Here is a 19,995-nt window from a genome sequence, read left to right as displayed (position 1 = left end):
AAGCGCCGCGATGTGGCGGGCGTGACGGCAGAGTTTGGCGTGCCACCCACGCTGATGGTGGACTACCAGGCCCTGGTGGGCGACACCGTGGACAACGTGCCCGGCGTGACCAAGGTAGGGCCCAAGACGGCTGCCAAGTGGCTGGAAGAATACGGCTCGCTCGACAACCTGATTGCCAATGCCCACGCCATCAAGGGCGTGGCAGGCAACAACCTGCGCGAGGCGATTGCCAGCGGCCAACTGGCGTTGAGCCGCCAGCTCGTCACCATGAAGACCGACTGCGCGCTGGCCGACTACATCCCCGGCCTGCCTGGGTTTGATGACATCACGCTCGACGCGCCAGACAACGCCGGCCTGCTGCCGTTTTACGAACAATACGGCTTCAAGGGCCTGGCCGCTGCCATCAAGGGTGCAGCCGCCCCAGCGGCTACAGCCCCCACCGTCGCCATGCCCGGCCAGAGCGGCGATCTGTTTGCCGACCACTCCGCCAGCACCGTGGCCGAAGAAGCCCAGCACCGCACCGTGGTGTACGACACCATCCTGAACTGGGCGGACTTTGACCAGTGGCTGGAGCGCCTGCACAAAGCCCCACTCGCGGCCATCGACACCGAGACCGACTCCCTCGACGAAATGCGTGCGCAAATCGTCGGCATCTCTTTCAGCGTACAGCCCGGCGAGGCCGCCTACATCCCCCTGCGCCACGAAGGCCCCGACGCGCCCGCGCAACTGCCGCTGGATGATGTGCTCGCCCGCCTCAAGCCCTGGTTGGAAAACCCCAAGCACCATAAGCTGGGTCAGCACATCAAGTACGACCGCCATGTGTTTGCCAACCACGGCATCGAGGTGCAGGGCTACGCGCACGACACCATGCTGCAAAGCTACGTGCTGGAAGTGCACAAGCCCCACAACCTGACCAGCCTGGCCGAGCGCCACACGGGCCGCAAAGGCATCACCTACGAAGACCTGTGCGGCAAAGGCGCGCACCAGATCCCGTTTGCCCAGGTGCCGGTGGACAAGGCCGCCGCCTACTCGTGCGAAGACTCCGACCAGACCCTGGACGTGCACAACGCCCTGTGGCCGCTGCTGCAGGCGGATGACAAGCTGCGCTTCATCTACGAGCTGGAGATTGCGAGCAGCGAGGCCCTGTACCGCATCGAACGCAACGGCGTGCTGATCGACGCGCCCACCCTGGCCGCCCAAAGCCACGAGCTGGGCCAGCGCATCTTGCAGCTCGAAACCGAGGCGTATGAGATTGCGGGCCAGCCCTTCAACCTGAGCAGCCCCAAGCAACTGGGCGAAATCTTCTTCGACAAGCTGGGCATGCCCGTGGTGAAGAAGACCGCCACCGGTGCCCGCAGCACCGACGAAGAAGTGCTGGAAAAGCTGGCCGAGGACTACCCCCTGCCTGCCAAGCTGCTGGAGCACCGGGGCCTCGTCAAGCTCAAAGGCACCTACACCGACAAGCTGGCGCAACTGGCCCTGCCACGCACCGGCCGCGTGCACACGCACTACGCGCAGGCTGTGGCCGTCACGGGCCGCTTGTCCAGCAACGACCCCAACCTGCAGAACATCCCCATCCGCACCCCCGAAGGCCGCCGCGTGCGCGAAGCCTTTGTGGCCCCCGCAGGCCGGGTGATTGCGAGTGCCGACTACTCGCAGATCGAGCTGCGCATCATGGCCCACCTGAGTGGCGACCACTCGCTGCTGCACGCCTTCCACGCAGGGCTGGACGTGCACCGCGCTACCGCTGCCGAAGTGTTTGGGGTGGAGGTGGATCAGGTCACCAGCGAGCAACGCCGCTATGCCAAGGTCATCAACTTTGGCCTCATCTACGGCATGAGCAGCTTTGGCCTGGCCAAGAATTTAGGCATCGAGACCAAGGCCGCAGCCGCCTACATCGACAAATACTTTCAGCGCTACCCCGGCGTGAAGCACTACATGGACGAGACCAAGGCTTCAGCCAAATCCATGGGCTATGTGGAGACTGTGTTCGGCCGACGCCTGTACCTGCCCGAAATCAACTCCCCCAACGGCCCCCGCCGCGCCGGCGCCGAGCGCGCTGCCATCAACGCGCCCATGCAGGGCACGGCGGCAGACCTCATCAAGCTGGCCATGGTGGCGGTGCAAAAAGAGCTGGACGCCCACAAGCCGGACATCAAGATGATCATGCAGGTGCACGACGAACTGGTGTTCGAGCTACCCGAGAGCGAGGTGGACTGGCTCAAGACTCACATCCCGCGCTTGATGGCGGAAGTGGCTGCGCTGAAGGTGCCGCTGTTGGCGGAGGTCGGTGTAGGGTTGAACTGGGATAAGGCGCACTGAACCAAAGACAGGCGGGCTGGAGACCAGAATTTATGGTGTTTTGGCATCTAGCGCTTACTAGGTAAGCGCTGTAAGCTATAAAATTTGTAGCAATCGGCCATGTTGCCCCTGCGCGGCTGCACGGCGCCAGGCACCGCCATAGCTGGTGCTATGGCAAGCGGCGTCTCCTCGGCGCGTCTTCTCCAAATTCCTGCTGCAACACAAGCGACAGCACGGCCGACTTTCGGTATTGGGCTGTCCTTTTTCCGGTAGAAGCCGTGGCAGCTTCTGCCGACACTGAGTGCTCCGCGATTCACAACTTCGACACTCAGGAGACAAGATGATCCACCCTCAATCGACTCGCAGAGGCTTTTTGGCACTTGGTAGCAGCTTGGTTGCAACATCGGCAGGCCTGGTCGCCGGCTGTGGGTCCGCTGAAGCCGCGGCCTCTTCATGGAACACCGCGCTGCCGCTCAAGCAAGTCAGCCTCTCCAATGGCGCGCTGGTCAGCGGTTACGTGAGTGATCGATTCATGCCGGTTTTTGATGAGTTTGTCCGCAACTTTGAGCAACGCGGAGAAATTGGCGCATCTCTGGCAATGACCCACAAGGGCCTGCCAGCGCTCGAAGCCTGGGGGGGCTTTGCCGACACGCTCTCCGCCAAGCCAAGTCGGCCCTGGCAGCGCGATCAACTATCGCTCGTGTTTTCCTGCACCAAGGCCGCGACCGCGTTGTGCGCACACATCCTCATTGCCGAGGGAGTACTGGATCTGAACCGTCCCATCGCGCACTATTGGCCCGAATTTGCGGCCCAGGGCAAAGGGGCGGCCACGGTACGGATGGCCTTGCATCACTCCGCAGGAGTCCCCGCAATTCCGTTTGCAACCCCTGTTCCTGACCAGGCCTGGGCCGATGTGGACTACATGACCAAAGCCATCGCACAGATGAGCCCCTGGTGGGAGCCGGGCACCATGCAGGGCTACCATGCCCTTACCTTTGGCTGGTTGATAGGGGAACTGATACGCCGTGTTTCCGGTGTCTCTCTCGGAAAGTTCTTTCATGATCGTGTCGCAAATCCATTGGGAATGGACTTCTGGATTGGGTTGCCGTCGGAGCATCTGGAACGCGTGGCTCCGATGCTTGGCACCAATGAAACGCTTCCAGGGGATCCCTTCATGTCCAGGATCGGGCTTGATCCCACAGGTTTGCAAGCGGCGGTCTTCTTCAACGCGGGGGGGTGGTTTGGTACGCCTCCCAGTACCCCGCCGGCCTACAACTCTCGGCTGTCGCTTCAGTCAGAAATAGGCGCAGCAGGCGGCGTGACCAACGGAAGAGGCCTTGCGACCATGTATGCGGCGTTGGTGAATGCCGGTGGTTTTAATGGCGTTCGGCTCCTTCCCGACGACTACGCGGCGCAGCTCGGTACGATTCACGCTGCCACCGCAATAGATCAAACGTTTCGCATGTCCAGCCGCTTCGGGCTGGGCTTCCACGGCGCGATGGACAACCGGCAGCACGTTGCCAATGCCTCCATTGCCCTCGGAACTACCGCCTACGGCCACGCCGGTTTTGGCGGAAGTATCGGGTTTGGTGATCCGGCAGAGCAGATGTCCTTCGGATATCACATGACACGCATGGCCCCTGGTGCGGCATTGAATGAACGCGGCCAATCGCTGGTCGACGCTGCCTATGCGGCGCTAGGCTATCGCTCCAAGCGCAACGGGTTTTGGGTGTAGGCCCCGTTGTCTCAGTACCATCCCTGATAGAGAAACGGGCGGTTCGGAGACACAGTTGGGCATGTCCTCCGAGTTCATTCCCTTAGACGGTGCGCCTGGCGGTTGGCCCGCAACCACCCGATGGCGCACCGTGTTGGAGACCCAAACCGCTGACCGCGCAATGGAACTTCTCCAGAGTGTTTACACCCCCCACGCGCTCAACATCCCGCGCGACAAGCGTGTTCGATTCAGCTACCGTGAGTTTGAACTTGGCGCATTGCATTGCGGCTCGGTCGAATACGGCTGCGACGTGTCGTTCGCGACGACAGTGCCGACTGACTATTTGAATCTCAGCATGCTGTGCCGGGGGTATGCAAAGACGGATGACCGTGTCTTCAGCGCTGGCGATGCCGCAGCGATCAATATCGGCGACCAGCCTGCCATGCGCCTTTCTGCGGACTCGCGAATCGTCAACTTGAAGATACCCGCCTCCGATTTGATGAAGACTTGCAAGATGCTATACGGGCATTCTTGGGACGGAGACACACCGAGGTTCAAAACCTGGATGGATGCCCAATCCCCTGAATCACGCTGGCTGCAATCTGCGGTAGCTTGCTTGGCCCAGGTGCCGCATACGGGGCATAGCTCCGATGTGGACCTTGCAAGCAGAGTGAGTGAAGGGCTCCTGATGCAGCTTGTGCTGACCTGGCCAACTGACAACCATCCGTACAAGTCGCAGGACCTGGCGACGGCATCGATTGTGAAACGAGCAATGGACTACATTGAAAGTTCGTTGGACCAGGCCCCTCGGCTGGAGGACCTCGCCCAGGTGACGGGTGTAGGGATACGTACCCTGCACCGCGCTTTTTCAAACCATGTCGGCATATCGCCGATACGCTACGCACTCAAAAGACGGCTGGAAAAAGCCCATCTCATGCTGACCACGTCGCCTTGCTCGCTCACCGTGGCAGAAGTCGCCACAGCAGCGGGGTTTCACAACTTCGGAGACTTCTCCGCGAGTTATCGCCAGCATTTTGGCGAACTGCCCAGTGCCGCGCGAAAGCGACGGAAGCCGCGGTAGGTGCAGACTTTACGGACACCCGTGGCGCTTGCCGGAATCGCGCGTGCACAGGCGCGCATCGACTGGTGGTGCTGGGGTCGACCGCCTTTTTCAGCGTTTTTCAGCCCTGCCGTGGCGCGGCAGGCTTGGGGTAGGCGTATCACGTCACGGATGAGCCTACGGTCTATGATTTCGCTGCGTGTCAAACGACACAGTTTTGGCCGTGAGCCGGAGCACTATTGAGTCGACACCAACCCATTTGAAGCCGTTCACTGAGCGTAGTCAAAGCGCCGCGCAAGGCTTCGACAGGCTCAGCCCGAAGGGTTGTTTCAAGTTCAATGATGCCGACTCAATAACGCTTCCGGCAAAGGCCATTCCGCTCTTCATCCACATCATTTGCTTGGAGCCCCTCCGCATGTCTGATCCCACCCCCTACACCCCACCCGCCATCTGGCAATGGAACAAAGAAAACGGCGGCCAGTTCGCCAGCATCAACCGGCCGATTGCCGGAGCCACACACGACAAAGAGCTGCCCGTAGGCCGCCACCCGCTGCAGCTGTATTCGCTGGGCACGCCCAATGGCGTCAAAGTCACGGTGATGCTGGAAGAGCTGCTGGCCCAAGGCCACAGCGGGGCGGAGTACGACGCGTGGCTGATTCGCATCAACGAGGGCGAGCAGTTCGGCAGCGGGTTCGTGTCTGTCAACCCCAACTCCAAGATCCCGGCGCTGCTGGACCGTACCGACCCGGCCAACCCGGTGCGGGTGTTCGAGTCCGGCGCCATCCTGATGTACCTGGCCGAGAAGTTTGGTAGCGCCTTTTTGCCCAAAGACGGCGCGGCGCGGGCCGAATGCCTGTCTTGGCTGTTCTGGCAAATGGGCAGTGCACCTTTCGTGGGCGGCGGGTTTGGTCATTTTTATGCCTATGCGCCGGTCAAGATCGAGTATGCGATTGACCGCTATGCGATGGAGGCCAAGCGCCAGCTGGATGTGCTGAACCAGCGCCTGGCCGTGACTGAATACGTGGCGGGCGATGAGTACACGGTGGCGGACATCGCGATCTGGCCCTGGTACGGCCTCTTGGTGAAAGGGCAGGCCTACAACGCAGGCGAGTTTTTGCAGGTGCACGAGTACACGCATGTGGTGCGCTGGGCCGAGCAGGTGGCCAAGCGCCCGGCGGTGCAGCGTGGCCGCAAGGTCAACCGCGTCAACGGCGACCTGGCCAGCCAGTTGCGCGAGCGGCATGAAGCCAGCGACTTTGACACCAAGACGCAGGACAAGATCGAGGCGGCGGCAGCGGCAGCTTCTTCACCCGCACGCTGAGTGTTTTTGCAAGGCGTCACCATGATCACTTTGTACGACTGCGCCACCGCGCCCAGCCCGCGCCGCGCGCGCATCCTGCTGGCAGAAAAGGGTGTGGCCCACGACACCGTGCAGGTGGACCTGCGCAATGGCGAGCAACTGGGCGATGCCTACCGCCAGATCAACCCGCAGTGCACGGTGCCCGCGCTGCGCACCGAAGAGGGTTTGCTGCTGACCGACAACGCGGCCATCACCGCGTATGTCGAGGCGCGCTACCCGCAGCCTGCATTGCTGGGCGAAACGCCCGCAGAAAAGGCCGAGATCGCCAGCTGGAACTGGCGCATGGAGTTCGAGGGCCTGTTGGCCATTGCCGAGGCGTTGCGCAACAGCGCACCCGCCATGGCCAACCGGGCATTGCCGGGCGCGGTGGACTACCCGCAAATCCCGGCCCTGGCCGAGCGCGGGCTGGTGCGCGTGGGGCAGTTTTTTGCCCTGCTCAACGAGCGCCTGGCAGACCGCGACTTCATTGCCACCGACCGTTTCAGCGTGGCCGACATCACGGCGGTGGTAGCGGTGGACTTTGCGCGTGTGGTCAAGCACAAGCCGGGCGAGCAGCAACCGCACCTGCTGCGCTGGCGCGCGGCCATGGCGGCGCGCCCGTCGATGTCGTTGTAGCGGTGTCAGCGCATGGCCGGATGTGCCATGCGGTGCAGCTGACGGTTGCTGCCGCGCTGCTCTGAATGCTATAAATGCTATCGATTGGATAGCTGTTAGCGCTTTACGGATAAGCGCTACAGGGCGTTTTTGCTTGAAATTTTGGCGCGAAGAAGCTCGGCCTTCTGCCGCGCGTTGCGTTCGTCACCTCAGCGCCAGGCGCTGGCCACCAGCTGGCTGTAGTGCACGCCTTTGCGCCCCAGCAACTGCTCGAAAACGGCCGGATTGCCCACGTTGTCGCTGCCCAGCATGCTCAGGGTTTCGGTGCACCAGGGTACGCCGGGCACGGCGTCGCCCATGCGGGCGCTCAGGTGGGTCAGCGGGTCGGGAAGGCGCAGTACATGGGCCTTGCCATGGCCCAGTTGCTGGCGCAGGCTGGCAATGAAGTCGCCCATGGTCAGGGCCTCGGGTCCGGCGCACTCGACGATCCCTTGGGTGGCGATGGCGGGCCCCAGAAGTGCAACGATGGCGGCGGCCAGGTCGTGCACCGACACCGGCTGCACCCGCGCCGTGAGCATGGGGCCGGGGAACAGTGCCACCGGCAGGCGTGCCAGGTTCATGAACAGCGCGCTGCTGTCGCCGCCTTTGCCAAACACCACGCTGGGCCGCAGGATGGCGGGGTGCAATGCCCCTTGACCAGCCAACGCCAGCAGGTGGTTGTCTGCAGCGCGTTTGGTGGTGGCGTAGCGGGTGGCGCTGCCTTCAATGCCCAATGCCGAGATGTGCACGACACGCCGCACGCCCGCCTGGGCGCAGGCATCAAACAGGGCCATGGGCGTGTGCTGGTGCACGGCGTCGATGGGGCGGGCCCGGCTGTCGCGCAGCACCCCTACGGCGTTGACCACGGCATCGATGCCTGCCAGACGGGGTAGCCAGGCTTGGGCGGTGGTGTCGCGTGCAAAGTCCATGGGCACCTGCAGGGCGCCGGGCAACCGGTGCCGGGGAGAGACGCCACCATGCACCTGGTGCCCCGCACGGGTAAGTGCTGCGGCCACGGTGCGGCCCACGAAACCGGTGGAGCCGGTGAGCAAAATGTTCATCAGCGTTGTCCTGCGAAGAATGCGAAGTGTGCAAAAAACGGAGAGGTCCTGCGCGGACCTCCTGAGGCCTTCGGCACACCCGCAGGCAACTGGGTCACTGCGGAGGTGTGAAGACCTCGAAGCGGTTGCGGCCTCCGTACTTGGCGCGGTACAGGGCTGCATCTGCCGCGTGCACGAGTGTGTCAGAACTGGTGCCGGGGCGTGGCACCAGGCTGGCAATGCCCATGCTGAGCGTGATGTAGGGCGCCGTGGGGGAGCGGGGGTGGGCCAAGGCCGCCTCGCGCAGGCTGGCCATGCAGCGCTCTGCCACCGTCACGGCCTCGGGCAGTGGCACGTCGGGCAGCAGCAGCACAAATTCTTCGCCGCCGTAGCGTGCGGCCACCTCGTCGGCCCGGCGGATGGTGCCCTGCAGCAGCTGCGCCACGCGGCGCAGGCATTCGTCGCCGGCCAGGTGGCCATAGTGATCGTTGTAGAGCTTGAAGTGGTCGATGTCGATCAGGATCACAGCCAGCGGCAGCTGGTGCCGCCCGCAGCGCATCCATTCGGTGGCCAGCCGTTCGTCAAAGCGCCGGCGGTTGCCAATGCCGGTCACACCGTCGGTGGTGGACAGCAGCGCCAGCTTGGCGTTGGCAGCGGCCAGTTCCTGCTCCTTGCGCACCAGTTGCGTCACGTCGGTGCGCACACCGGCGATGCCGCCCTGCGGCGTGCGCCGCTCGTCGGCCTGCAGCCAGCGGCCCTCGGGTAGGCGCTGCAGCACTGCGTGGTTGGCGGACCGGTGGTCGGTCATGCGCTGGGCCAGCCATGCGTCTTCGTTGCCGATGGCGTCGGGGTACTGTCCGCGCTCGGCGCCGTAGCGTGCGATCTGTTCAAACGTGTTGCCGGGCACGATCATGGGGGCCGCAATGGGGTAGAGGCACCGGTACTGTGCGTTGCACACCACCAGTTTGTCGTCGGCATCGAACAGGGCAAAACCTTCGGGCAGTGATTCCACGGCGTCTTGCAGCAGCTGGCGGGCCTGCTGGGCGGCCTGCTGGGCGGCCTCCAGGGCCTGGCGTTGCTCGATGAGGTTGGTGATGTCCAGCCGCACGGCCACCACGTAGTTCTCGGGGGTGCGGGTTTCGTAGATGTTGATCCAGCGGCCATCATTCAGGCGCTGCACCAGGGTGGAGGTGCTGCTGCCATGCTCTGACAGGCGCTCTGCGATCCAGGCCTCTTCGCGCCCCTGCGCCGACGGGATCAGCCCGCGCGAGACCGAATAACGCAGGATGTCCGCAAAGCCCTTGCCCAGGTGGTCCGCGTAGTTGATGTGCGGGTACATGCGCGACAACTGCTGGTTGTAGAGCACCAGCCGGTCCTGCTCGTCGAAGATTTCGATGCCCACGGGCAGGGCCTCCACCGCGCGCTCCAACAGCTGGCGCATGCGCTGGCTCTCCTGGCGGGCGGCCTCGACCTTCTGGCGTTGTTCGATCAGGTCGCTGATGTCCAGCCGCACGCACACGGTCATTCCTGACGGCGTGCGGCATTCGTGCATGTGCATCCACGTGCCGTTGGGGTAGTGGCGCACTTCGGGGCCGGGCCGGTGGCCCCGGATGGCCAGCTCATGCGCCAGCCAGAGTTCTTCCTGGCCCTTGGCCTCTTCGGGGATGCCGTAGCGCAGGCCTTCGCGCAGCAGTTCTTCGTAGGTCTTGCCCAGGGACTCGGCCACCGGCAGGTGGGAGCGCAGCCGGGCCATCTGGTCATTGCACAGCACCAGCCTGTCTTGCTCGTCGTAGATGTCCAGCCCGGCAGGCATGGCGTTGACTGCTTCGCGCAGGCTGCGCTCTGCGCGCTCGGCGTCGTGCAGGGCCTGTTTTAGCGCGCGCTCCTTGTGCACCGCGTCGGTGATGTCTGCGCGCAGCACCACCATGCCGCCCCCGTCTTGCAGCCGCTCGGTGATCAGCATCCAGCGGTCACCCTCGACCTCTTGCACCTCGGGGTGGCCGGGGGACCGGTGGCGGGCCATGCGGTCGGCCAGCCAGGCATGGGTGTCCTGCCGTGCGGCCACGATATGGCCCGATCCGGCAGCGCGGCGCAGCACGTCTTCAAAGCGGGTGCCGTAGTCCACCGCCATGGTGGCGCCAGGGCTCACCTCCCGGTACTGGGCATTGCACAGCACCAGGCGGTCGTCGGCGTCGTAGATGGCCAGGCCGTCGGGCAGGATGTCGAGCGTGGCGCACAGCTGGGCGGTAGCCCGCTGCGCGTCCTCCTGCGCAGCTTTGGCCGTTGCAAGCACCGCCTGCAGCCTGAGGCAGAGCCACCAGCACAGCGCAGCGCTGGCCACCAGCCCCAGCCCGGCCCCTACGCTGGCCAGGCGCATGGCGGGGTCCATGCTTTGGCGCGCCAGGGCCCATGTCAGCAACCCGAGTCCACCCGCGCCGCAAATTCCGGCCACCAGCCGGACCAGCAGCTGTCCGCGCAGGGGGAGTGGTGTGGGGAGAGGGGGCATGCGCTCGGGTCGGTGCGGGTAGTCTGCGGGATGTGGTCGGGCGGGTGGTTGAAAGAAAAAAGTTAAAAGAGGCAGGCAAGCAGACGTGTGCTCGGTGGCAGGCCAGCGGCTTGGCCCATAGCGACGGTGCTCACAGAAAGTCTAGCAGTGCTCCCCGTTTTCCGGTATCCGAGAATGCGGATGCCGTGCAAACCCCATAGACTCCAGGTCTGGCACTATCCACCCCGTGGCCTATCCCCCCTTTTTTTGGAGAAAACCGATGTTCAATGACGACCTCCATACCGACGCTCAGGCGCTGTTGCCCGGCCGCACCACTGAAGCGGGCGCTACGCGCCGCACTGCGCTGCAGGCAGCGTTGGGCCTGGGTTATGCGGCGGCGGCCACCCCCATCATGGCGCAGACAGCCATTGCCACGCCGGCAGACGGTCTTACGGTGGGGGAAGTGAGCTTCACGGTCAATGGTTTCAAGGTGCCTGCCTACCGCGCGGCACCGGCGGGCAAGACCGGCCTGCCCGTGGTGCTGGTGATCCAGGAAATTTTTGGCGTGCACGAGTACATCGCCGACACCTGCCGTCGCTTTGCCAAGGCGGGCTACCTGGCCATTGCCCCACAGCTGTACGCGCGCCAGGGCGACGCCACCACCTATACCGACATTGCCAAGCTGATGGCTGAAGTGGTGTCCAAGGTGCCCGATGCCCAGGTGATGGCCGACCTGGACGGCGCTGTGGCATGGGCCGCAGCCAACGGGGGCGATGGCGCCCGGGTGGGGATCACCGGCTTTTGCTGGGGTGGCCGCATCACCTGGCTGTATGCCGCACACGGCCCTGTCAAGGCCGGCGTGGCATGGTACGGGCGGCTGGTGGGGCAGGCGAGCGAGCTCACCCCCAAGCACCCCGTGGACCTGGCGCCCATCCTCAAGGCGCCAGTGCTGGGCCTGTATGGCGAAAAAGACACCGGCATCCCCCTTGACACGGTTGATAAGATGAAAGCGGCCTTGTCCAGTGGCTCGCCACAGGCCAAGGCGTCGGAATTTGTGGTGTACCCCGATGCACCGCATGCCTTCCATGCCGACTACCGCGCCAGCTACCGCAAGGATGCGGCCGAAGACGGCTGGAAGCGTGCGCTGGCCTGGTTCAAGACGCACGGTGTGGTTTGATTCACAAACCCCCGGCCCACCAGGCCACCCGCAGCCGCCCCATACCCGGGGCGGCTTTTTTCATCTTGCATCGGGCGTGCAGAGCTTGAACAGGTTCTTTGGCTTACAGATAAAGCGCAAAAAGCTATGACTTTGGTAGCAATCATCCTGGCCACGCTGGCCGCTGGTATCGGCAGTGTGTGGCTGGCCGCCTTGCTCATGCGGCTGGGCCTGGGTGGCCGGGCCGACAGTGTGGGCCCGCAGCATCTGCTCAGCCTGGCGGCGGGCGCCTTGCTGGCCACGGCCTTCATGCACCTGCTGCCCGAGGCGTTCGAGAGCCAGGCGGGCGCCCACGACCTGTTTGCAACCCTGTTGGTGGGTGTGGTGTTTTTCTTTTTGCTGGACAAGGCTGAGCTGTGGCACCACGGACATGAGCACAGCCATGCAGAGCCCGCCGCACACGGCCATGCCCATCACGATCACGCCCATGACCACGGCCATGCGCACCACCACCACGGCCCGCGTGCGGGCGGCTGGGCGGTGCTGACGGGCGACAGCGTGCATTGTTTTGGCGACGGCATCCTGATCGCCTCGGCCTTCATGGCCGATATCCGCCTGGGCGTGATCGCTGCCGTGTCGGTGCTGGCGCACGAGGTGCCGCACCACATGGGCGACCTGGTGGTGCTGCGCCAGACCAGCCCCAACCGCCGCATGGCGCTGGTCAAAGTGTCGTTGGCAGGTGCCGTGACGGCGCTGGGTGGGGTGGTGGGCTACTTCCTGGTGGGTCAGCTGCAAGACTTTCTGCCGTACTTCCTGGCCGTGGCCTCGAGCAGTTTTGTGTACGTGGCGCTGGCCGACTTGATTCCCCAGTTGCAAAAGCGCCTGACGGCGCGAGAAACCTTTGCGCAGATTGCATGGCTGATTGCGGGCATGGTGGTGGTCACGATGGTGAGTGGGGCAGCGCACAGCCACTGAGGCTGTTGAACGGGTTGGGCGGGCCGAAGGCTCAGCCTGTGCGCAGTGCCTGGGTCAGAAACGCCAGGCAGTCCTGCACCAGCGGGGGCCGGGTCTCCTTGGCGGCGTGCACCATGAGCGCCACCTTGCGCGAGATCACCGGGGCTTGCAGCGGGCACACCTTCACGGCGTCTTCGTGCAGGCTGTGGGTGTACAGCCGCGAGATCACCCCCACCGCCAGCCCGCAACGCACCAGGCTGTAGAGCGACTCGCTGTATAGCAGCTGGTCGGCACGTGCCAGGTCGGCCCCGTGCTGGCGCAAGGTGGCCATGGCCAGCTCGTAGGTGCTGCCGCGCGCAAACAGTGCCAGCCGCTCGCCCGCCAGGTCTTGCCAGGTCAGGCGTGCCCGGTGTGCCAGCCGGTGGCCCATGGGCAGCACCGCCACCAAGTCGTCTTGCGCCACGGCGATGGCTTCAATCTGTGGCGGCAAGTCCAGCGCCACCCCCAGCGCCAGGTCCACTTCACCGCGCTGCAGCGCGGCCAGCAGATCGTCGTTGAGCGGGTCGTACAGGCGCAGGTCCACATCGGGGTGCTGCGCCAGCCATTGACGCAGAGGCTCGGCCAGCAGGTGCATGGCCGAGGGCAGGGCGGCCACGCGCAGGACGCGCTTGCCATCGTGCAGCGTGCGAAACAGCCCATCCACCCCTTGCTCATAGCCATTGATAAGGCGCTCGACCTGCGGCAACAGCAGGGCGCCCTGCGGGGTGAGGCGCACATGGTGCGTGCTGCGCTCCAGCACCGGGGCGCCCAGCACGGTCTCCAGCTCGCGGATGGAGGCCGACAGCGCGGGCTGCGTGAGCGACAGGGCCTCGGCCGCCTGCCGAAAGCTCATGGCCCTGGCCACCGCCTGAAAGCTGCGCAACTGGCGCAGCGTGGGGGTGCGGTGTGCTGGTGTGGGCTCTGCTGCGGGGGGTGTTGAAGGGGGTTTGCTCATCAATTGCTTTTATTGCGCCATCAAATTATATCACTTCCGTTATCACCCCGCGCTGCATAGCATGCGGCCATGCCCACCTTCGCCGCGCCCGCAGACCCGCTGTACACCTTTCTCCACGCCCTGCCCAAGGTCGAGCTGCACTGCCATTTGCTGGGCACCGTGCGGCGCGATACGTTCACCCACCTGGTGCGCCGGGCGGGCGCGGCCATCAGCGATGCCGAGATCGAGGCCTTCTACACCCGGGGCGAAAAGCCCGTCGGCGTGCTGCGGGTGCTGCGTGCGCTGGACGCTGAACTGATCCGCACCCCCGACGACCTGCACCGCCTGACCTACGAATACCTGCAGGATGCCGCTGCGCACCAGGTGCGCTATGCCGAGTTCTTCTGGAACCCCACGGGCACCGCCCAGCAGTCGGGCCTGGCCTACCCGCAGGCGCTGGGCGGCATCTTGCGCGCCATTGCCGATGCCGAAGCCGATTTCGGCATCACCGGCCGTTTGATTGCAGCGATTGACCGCGAGGCCCCGCCCGCAGCCGCCACCGAGATGGTCGAATGGGTGCTGGCCCACCGGCGCGAAGAGGTGATTGGCATTGGCATTGATTACCGCGAGGTAGACCACCCGCCCGAGTGGTTTGCGCCAGCCTATGCACTGGCGCGCCGGGGCGGGCTCAAGACCACAGCCCATGCCGGCGAGTTCGGCATGCCCTGGAACAACGTGCGTACGGCCATCGATGTGTTGCAGGTGGACCGCATCGACCACGGCTACACGGTGCTCGACAACCCGGCCCTGGTGCGCGAATGCGCAGACCGGGGCATCGTCTTTACCGTGGTGCCCACCAACTCGTATTACCTGCGCACCCTGGCCCCCGAGCGCTGGGCGCTGGACCACCCCATTCGCCACATGCCAGCAGCGGGCCTGCGCATCCACCCCAACACCGATGACCCGACGCTGCACCACGTGAACCCCACACAGGCCTGGGCCATGATGGTGCGCGACTTTGGTTTTGGCGCGGCCGACCTGCGCAGCTTTCTGGTCAACGGCCTGGATGCCGCCTGGATCGACGATGGCACGCGCCGTGCATGGCATGCGCAGTGGTTGGCCGCGTTTGACCAGCAACTGGCGCAGACCTCTGCTTTTTCTGCCGCACCGCTCTGAAGGAGTTTCTTGATGTCTTCCCGTTTGTCGCGCCTATCGGCACTGTCTTCGTCGCAATCTGCCGTGCCTTCCCGCACCCGGCGCCTAACGGTGCACCTCGCCGCAGCCTTGCTGGCGGGCGGCTGCGGCGTGGCCGTGCAGGCGCAGCCCGCCTGGCCTGCCGCCAAGCCCATCACGCTCATCGTGCCGTTCAGCGCTGGGGGCAATGTGGATGTGACGGCGCGGCTGATTGCCCAGAAGCTGGGTGAGCGCCTCAAGCAGAGCGTGGTGATTGAGAACGTGGCGGGGGCTGGGGGCGTGATCGGCATGGAGAAGGCCGTCAAGGCCGCGCCGGACGGCTACACCTTCGTCCTGGGGGCCGACAGTCCTGTCGCCATTGCGCGGCTGGTGAACCCGGTGGCGGTGCGCTACGACACCCTCAAGGACCTGGCCCCGGTGGGCTTGGTGACCACGGCCCCCATGGTGATCGTGGCGCGCCCCGGCCTGCCTGCCAACAACCTGGCCGACGTGATCCGCCTGGCGCGCGAAAAGCCGGGGCAGCTGAGCTATGCCACGTCGGGCGTGGGCACGGTGCTGCACCTGGCCATGGAGCGCGTCAAGGGCCAGAGCAAGACCTTCATGGTGCATGTGCCGTACCGGGGCGGCGCCCAGATCGTGACCGATGTGATCGGCAACCAGGTGGACCTGGCCGTGCTCATCAGCGTGACGGCAGCGCCGCACATCCACAGCAAGAAGCTCAAGGCCATTGCCCTGACGGACGGCCAGCGCCTGCCTTCGCTGCCCGACGTGCCGACCGTGGCCGAAACCGCAGGCTTCAAAGGGTTTGAGATGGTCTCGTGGACGGGCCTGTTTGCCCCCGCGCAGACGCCCCCTGCCGTGGTGGAACGCCTGAACCGCGAGCTGGGCGAAGTGCTGCGCCTGGACGACGTGCGTGCCAAGCTGGCCGACGGCGGGGCCGTGGCGGGCAAGGGCAGCGCGGCCGAGTTTGCGCGGTTTGTGCAGGCCGAAAGCGCTCGTTACGCCGCGATCGTGAAGGCGGCGAATATCAAGGAATGACTTGCCAGCGGGGTGGTGCCTGCTGTGCCGCTCCGTACCATCCTGGTTCTTGATGCAGGTCAATGGGCTGGTGGGTGTGGGAGCCCTCGGTGTGATGGCCACCAGACAAAAGGTGGGTGCATGTGCCATGCTGATTGCATGAACATTGCTGCACCTGCCCCGCCCCATTCCGCCGTGGTTCGTCTGGGCCTGCTGGCCCAGCCCACGCGTTTCCTGTTCTTCACCGGCAAGGGCGGGGTGGGCAAGACGTCGTTGTCCACTGCGGCGGCCATTGCCCTGGCGGATGCGGGCCGGCAGGTGTTGCTGGTCAGCACCGATGCGGCCTCCAACCTCGATGAAATGCTCGGCGTCCCGCTGTCCAACCGGCCCGTGGCCGTGCCAGGGGTGCCGGGGCTGCACATGCTCAACATCGACCCCGATACCGCCGCCGAGGCCTACCGCCAGCGGGTGCTGGCGCAGCTGGAAGCCACGGCCACCAGCGACGAGCGCGCGACAGTGCGCGAGCAACTCTCGGGCGCCTGCACCACCGAGATCGCTGCGTTCGACGAATTTGCCGCGCTGCTGGCCAGCGAGGGCAGTGACATCGGCCATGTGTTCGACCACGTGGTGTTCGACACGGCGCCCACCGGCCACACGCTGCGTCTGCTGAGCCTGCCCAAGGCCTGGACCGGGTTCCTCGCGGGCAACGACCGAGGCGCCTCGTGCCTGGGCCCGCATTCGGGCCTGAAGATGCAGGAGGCGCGCTTCAACGCCGCCTTGGCCGCGCTGAGCGACCCGGCCCTGACCACCGTGGTGCTGGTCACCCGCCCCGACCCCCGCCCCATGCAAGAGGCCGCCCGCACCGCGCTGGAACTGCGTGCCCTGGGTCTGGCCAACCAGCGCCTGGCGATCAACGGCGTGTTCCATGCCAGTCGGCCGGGGCAAGACGCCGTGGCCGACGCCATCGAGGCACTGGGCCGTCAAGCCATGGACCAGATGCCCGATGCGCTGGCCCAGCTGCCGCGCGACGAGGTGCCGCTGCGTGCTTTTGACACCGTGGGCCTGGCGGCGCTGCGGGGCCTGCTGAGTGGGGGCGATGTGCCGTTGGGTGCACCCGCCGCTGTTGCGGGTGTTTCGCTGCAGGCCGAGCCGCTGTCGGTTATGGCCGACGCTTTGGCCGCCAAAGGGCATGGCCTCATCATGGTGATGGGCAAAGGCGGCGTGGGCAAGACGACCATTGCCGCCGCGCTGGCCGTGGGCCTGGTGCAGCGCGGGCACAGCGTGCACCTCACCACCACCGACCCGGCAGCCCATGTGCAAAGCCAGTTGGGCGGCAGCCTGCAGGGGCTGAAGGTGGGGCGCATTGATCCGCACGCCGAAACCCAGGCCTACATCGACAAGATCATGGCCACGCGCGGCAAGGCGCTGGACGACGCGGGCCGCGCCCTGCTGCTGGAAGACCTGCAGTCGCCCTGCACCGAAGAGGTGGCCGTGTTCCACGCCTTCAGCCGAGTGGTGAACGAGGCCCGTAGCGCCTTTGTGGTGCTGGACACGGCGCCCACCGGCCACAGCCTGCTGCTGATGGACGCCACCGGCGCCTACCACCGGCAGATGACGCAGCAGTACGAAGGCAGCGCAAACTCCAAACACATCATCACCCCGCTCATGCGCCTGCAGGATGCGGACATGACCCATGTGGTCATCGTCACGCTGCCCGAGGTCACGCCCGTGAGCCAGGCCGCAGCGCTGCAAGACGACCTGCGCCGCGCCCACATTGAGCCCTGGGCCTGGGTCATCAACAAAAGCGTGGCGGCCACGGGAACCAGCGACCCGCTGCTGCAGGCCCGCCTGGTGGGTGAACAGCGGCAGGCCGCACGCATTGCCAACGGCCTGGCGCAGCGTACCTACGTGTTGCCCTGGTTGGCACAGCCGCCTGTGGGCGTGGAGGCATTGGGGCGGCTGGTGGCCGTACCTCCTGCAGTCACAGGAGATCTGCTATCTCATTGATAGCTGTTCAGGCATGTCGATCTAGCGCTAGCGGCCAAAAAGACCAAAAACTGCTTGAAAACGCCCTCAAGGGCCTGCGAGGGCCTGTTTCTAGCGAGCCAGCTCCTCGCGCACGGCCGCCACCTGCCGCCGCGACACTGCCAGCAGTTCGGTCGAGCCCTGCAGCCGCACGGCCCAGCCTTCGCCTTCCTCGGGGTCATAGTGTTTTTCCAGCGCGCGCACGGCGCGGCGCGCCACCAGCGCGTTGCGGTGGATGCGCAGGAAGCGCGGCGCAAACTTGGCTTCGAGCTCGCTCAGCGAGCCGTCCATGATGTAGCTGCGCGTGGTGGTGCGCACGGTCACGTACTTCTGCTCGGCCTTGAAGTACAGCACCTCGGCCAGGGGCAGGCGTTCGGTGCGGCCCCGGTCCTGGATCAGCAGGGTTTCGCCCTCGGGCAGGCTGGGCACGGCACTGGGCCCTGCGGAGCGGCTGGTGCGCTGCACCTTGGCCAGGGCCTGCTGCAGGCGCTCGCGGCGCACGGGTTTGGTCAGGTAGTCCACGGCATCCAGCTCGAACGCGCTCACCGCGTGGTCTGCATGGGCGGTCACAAACACCACGGCCGGGGGCTGGGGCAGGGCCTGCAGCGCATGGGCCAGCGCCAGGCCGTCCTGGCCGGGCATGTGGATGTCCAGCAGCACCAGGTCGTACGCACGTCCCCCCGTGGGGCCCAGCAGCGCCATGGTCTCGGCGGCGTTAGAGGCCTCGGCCACGGTGCAGCGCTGGATGTCCGAGCAGTCGGACAGCAGGGTGCGCAAGCGGCTGCGCGCCAGGGCTTCGTCGTCAACGATCAGGATGTTCATGGGGTTTGGAGGGGGTAGGTTCGGTCGGGGCCACCGCGCCACGGCGGTAACCGCCCCGCAGGTCGCCGCGCCCGCGCAAGGGCGTGCGCGGGCGGGCGGCAGGGGTGGGGTCGGCTGCGGGCAGGGTGATGCGCACCTGGTACAGCCCGTCCTGCACGCCAGCGGTGAACTCGCCCTGCACATCGTGCAGCAAGGCCAGCCGCGCACGCACATTGGCCAGCGCGATGCCATGGCCCCGGGTGCTGGGTTCGTCGTGCCTGCCGGTTTTGCCCTCTTTGGGGGGCAGGGTGTTGGTGATGCGCACCACCACGCGGGTGCCGCGCAGCTCGGTCAGCACGCGCAGCTTGCCACCCCGTGCGCTGGGCTCCACGCCATGTTTGACGGCGTTTTCCACCAGCGGCTGCAGCAGCAGCGGGGGCAGGCGCGCGCTGTCGGTGCGCGGGTCCAGGTTCCATTGCACCTGCAGGCGTTTGCCAAAGCGCACCTGCTCAATGCCCAGATAGCGGCGCGCCAGCGTGATCTCTTCGGCCAGTGTGGTGGATTCGCCTTGCTCGACGAGTGCCACGCGAAACAGGTCCGACAGGTCCTCGAGCAGCGACTCAGCCTTGGCCGGCTCCTCACGCACCAGCGCAATGGCGCTGTTGAGTGTGTTGAACAAAAAGTGCGGGCGGATGCGCGACTGCAGCTCCGTCAGGCGCGCCGTGGTGGCGGCCGGGGTGCGGCCCCGGGCACGCAGCACCAGCGCGGCCACCAGCATGGCCGCCAGCAACGCGCCCGTGGCGGCACTGGCCAGCCAGGGGGGCGATGCAGACAGGCCCACCAGCGCCAGCATGGCGCAGGCGTAGGCACCGGCCACGGCCCCCAGCAGCACCCCGGCGGCATATTGCTGCGCGGTGGACAGGCGCTGCAGCACCGTCTTGAGGCTGCAGGCCGTGATCAGCCACACCAGCGTGGCCGGCAGCGCGCCGCCGGTCAGCAGCGCCAGGCTGGCCAGCCATTCGACGGGGCTGCTGGCGCCATACATGGCACCCACGCCCACCACCACCTCCACAAACAGCACGGCCCGCAGCACCACACCGACCTGGCAGGCATCAAACACCAGGGCTCGCCCGCGTGGCGGCTGCCCGCCCGGCCCGGCGCCCGCAGCGGCCCGCACGCTGCGCGCTGGCCTGTCTGGCAGGGCGGAATCCGGCGGCGGGGGCTGGGTCGATAAAATTTGGGTGTTTTGCATTGCGGCATCCGGGCAGTCCGGGTGTCTGAA

15 protein-coding genes are annotated in these 19,995 nt (G+C 65.7%); 10 read left to right on the top strand and 5 right to left on the bottom strand.

All coding sequences use genetic code 11. The features are described 5' to 3' along the window. From polA to ISS20_RS06070, 5 genes are all read left to right on the top strand, one after another. Positions 1 to 2,322, top strand: a 2,322-nt coding sequence (gene polA, locus ISS20_RS06090; RefSeq protein WP_291434731.1) for a DNA polymerase I, incomplete at its 5' end; no start/stop codon positions are given. Between the two features lie 319 nt (positions 2,323 to 2,641). Then, a complete protein-coding gene (locus ISS20_RS06085; RefSeq protein WP_291434729.1) occupies positions 2,642 to 4,036 on the top strand; it encodes a serine hydrolase domain-containing protein in 1,395 nt (464 codons plus the stop codon). Between the two features lie 160 nt (positions 4,037 to 4,196). Continuing rightward, on the top strand, positions 4,197 to 5,096 hold the full coding sequence (locus tag ISS20_RS06080) for a helix-turn-helix domain-containing protein (RefSeq protein ID WP_291434727.1): 900 nt from the start codon (positions 4,197 to 4,199) through the stop codon (positions 5,094 to 5,096). Positions 5,097 to 5,490: 394 nt separating this feature from the next. Then, positions 5,491 to 6,396 carry a glutathione-dependent disulfide-bond oxidoreductase gene (yghU, locus tag ISS20_RS06075; protein WP_291434725.1) on the top strand — a complete coding sequence of 302 codons (906 nt, stop codon included), beginning with the start codon at positions 5,491 to 5,493 and terminating at the stop codon, positions 6,394 to 6,396. A gap of 21 nt (positions 6,397 to 6,417) precedes the next feature. Then, the gene (locus tag ISS20_RS06070; RefSeq protein ID WP_291434723.1) at positions 6,418 to 7,050 is read left to right on the top strand and encodes a glutathione S-transferase; all 633 of its coding nucleotides are present in this window, start codon (positions 6,418 to 6,420) and stop codon (positions 7,048 to 7,050) included. Between the two features lie 188 nt (positions 7,051 to 7,238). Here the strand turns inward: ISS20_RS06070 and ISS20_RS06065 are convergent, their stop codons facing one another. Together ISS20_RS06065 and ISS20_RS06060 are read right to left on the bottom strand one after the other, a co-directional pair. Further along, complete coding sequence (locus ISS20_RS06065; RefSeq protein ID WP_291434721.1) at positions 7,239 to 8,129, bottom strand: NAD-dependent epimerase/dehydratase family protein; 891 nt, start codon at positions 8,127 to 8,129, stop codon at positions 7,239 to 7,241. A gap of 94 nt (positions 8,130 to 8,223) precedes the next feature. Next, entirely contained in the window at positions 8,224 to 10,614 is a 2,391-nt protein-coding gene (locus tag ISS20_RS06060) for a GGDEF domain-containing protein (protein ID WP_291434720.1), read from the bottom strand. A 259-nt stretch (positions 10,615 to 10,873) separates the two neighbouring features. Here ISS20_RS06060 and ISS20_RS06055 point away from each other — a divergent pair, with 259 nt between their 5' ends. Then, positions 10,874 to 11,770, top strand: coding sequence for a dienelactone hydrolase family protein (locus ISS20_RS06055; RefSeq protein ID WP_291434718.1), 897 nt, complete (start codon positions 10,874 to 10,876; stop codon positions 11,768 to 11,770). Positions 11,771 to 11,896: 126 nt separating this feature from the next. Then, entirely contained in the window at positions 11,897 to 12,724 is an 828-nt protein-coding gene (locus tag ISS20_RS06050) for a ZIP family metal transporter (protein ID WP_291434716.1), read from the top strand. Between the two features lie 31 nt (positions 12,725 to 12,755). On the opposite strand, the gene ISS20_RS06045 is transcribed toward ISS20_RS06050, so the two are convergent. Beyond that, positions 12,756 to 13,697 (bottom strand): LysR family transcriptional regulator, encoded by a 942-nt coding sequence (locus ISS20_RS06045; protein WP_291434714.1) that lies wholly within the window; start codon positions 13,695 to 13,697, stop codon positions 12,756 to 12,758. A gap of 69 nt (positions 13,698 to 13,766) precedes the next feature. Between ISS20_RS06045 and add the strand changes: the two genes are divergently transcribed. From add to arsA, 3 genes are all read left to right on the top strand, one after another. Further along, positions 13,767 to 14,852 carry an adenosine deaminase gene (gene add / locus ISS20_RS06040; protein ID WP_291434711.1) on the top strand — a complete coding sequence of 362 codons (1,086 nt, stop codon included), beginning with the start codon at positions 13,767 to 13,769 and terminating at the stop codon, positions 14,850 to 14,852. Positions 14,853 to 14,864: 12 nt separating this feature from the next. Next, complete coding sequence (locus tag ISS20_RS06035; protein WP_291434709.1) at positions 14,865 to 15,908, top strand: tripartite tricarboxylate transporter substrate binding protein; 1,044 nt, start codon at positions 14,865 to 14,867, stop codon at positions 15,906 to 15,908. Between the two features lie 138 nt (positions 15,909 to 16,046). Next, a complete protein-coding gene (gene arsA / locus ISS20_RS06030) occupies positions 16,047 to 17,894 on the top strand; it encodes an arsenical pump-driving ATPase (RefSeq protein ID WP_291434707.1) in 1,848 nt (615 codons plus the stop codon). Positions 17,895 to 17,984: 90 nt separating this feature from the next. On the opposite strand, the gene ISS20_RS06025 is transcribed toward arsA, so the two are convergent. Beyond that, entirely contained in the window at positions 17,985 to 18,734 is a 750-nt protein-coding gene (locus ISS20_RS06025; protein ID WP_291434706.1) for a LytTR family DNA-binding domain-containing protein, read from the bottom strand. Further along, the gene (locus ISS20_RS06020) at positions 18,715 to 19,965 is read right to left on the bottom strand and encodes a histidine kinase (RefSeq protein WP_291434704.1); all 1,251 of its coding nucleotides are present in this window, start codon (positions 19,963 to 19,965) and stop codon (positions 18,715 to 18,717) included. The genes ISS20_RS06025 and ISS20_RS06020 overlap by 20 nt, the downstream gene beginning before the upstream one ends. Positions 19,966 to 19,995 lie beyond the last annotated feature (30 nt).

The organism is Acidovorax sp., assembly GCF_016783915.1.
Lineage (GTDB): Bacteria > Pseudomonadota > Gammaproteobacteria > Burkholderiales > Burkholderiaceae_C > Acidovorax.
Note: the sequence above shows the minus strand (reverse complement) of the source record. Positions and strands in the feature narration are given on the sequence as shown.

Bases quoted from the DNA above. Each gene is read 5' to 3' on its own strand.
- ISS20_RS06085 (WP_291434729.1), top strand. From the start codon at position 2,642: ATGATCCACCCTCAATCGACTCGCAGAGGCTTTTTGGCACTTGGTAGC.
- ISS20_RS06080 (WP_291434727.1), top strand. From the start codon at position 4,197: ATGGAACTTCTCCAGAGTGTTTACACCCCCCACGCGCTCAACATCCCG.
- yghU (WP_291434725.1), top strand. From the start codon at position 5,491: ATGTCTGATCCCACCCCCTACACCCCACCCGCCATCTGGCAATGGAAC.
- ISS20_RS06070 (WP_291434723.1), top strand. From the start codon at position 6,418: ATGATCACTTTGTACGACTGCGCCACCGCGCCCAGCCCGCGCCGCGCG.
- ISS20_RS06065 (WP_291434721.1), bottom strand. From the start codon at position 8,129: ATGAACATTTTGCTCACCGGCTCCACCGGTTTCGTGGGCCGCACCGTG.
- ISS20_RS06060 (WP_291434720.1), bottom strand. From the start codon at position 10,614: ATGCCCCCTCTCCCCACACCACTCCCCCTGCGCGGACAGCTGCTGGTC.
- ISS20_RS06055 (WP_291434718.1), top strand. From the start codon at position 10,874: ATGTTCAATGACGACCTCCATACCGACGCTCAGGCGCTGTTGCCCGGC.
- ISS20_RS06050 (WP_291434716.1), top strand. From the start codon at position 11,897: ATGACTTTGGTAGCAATCATCCTGGCCACGCTGGCCGCTGGTATCGGC.
- ISS20_RS06045 (WP_291434714.1), bottom strand. From the start codon at position 13,697: ATGAGCAAACCCCCTTCAACACCCCCCGCAGCAGAGCCCACACCAGCA.
- add (WP_291434711.1), top strand. From the start codon at position 13,767: ATGCCCACCTTCGCCGCGCCCGCAGACCCGCTGTACACCTTTCTCCAC.
- ISS20_RS06035 (WP_291434709.1), top strand. From the start codon at position 14,865: ATGTCTTCCCGTTTGTCGCGCCTATCGGCACTGTCTTCGTCGCAATCT.
- arsA (WP_291434707.1), top strand. From the start codon at position 16,047: ATGAACATTGCTGCACCTGCCCCGCCCCATTCCGCCGTGGTTCGTCTG.
- ISS20_RS06025 (WP_291434706.1), bottom strand. From the start codon at position 18,734: ATGAACATCCTGATCGTTGACGACGAAGCCCTGGCGCGCAGCCGCTTG.
- ISS20_RS06020 (WP_291434704.1), bottom strand. From the start codon at position 19,965: ATGCAAAACACCCAAATTTTATCGACCCAGCCCCCGCCGCCGGATTCC.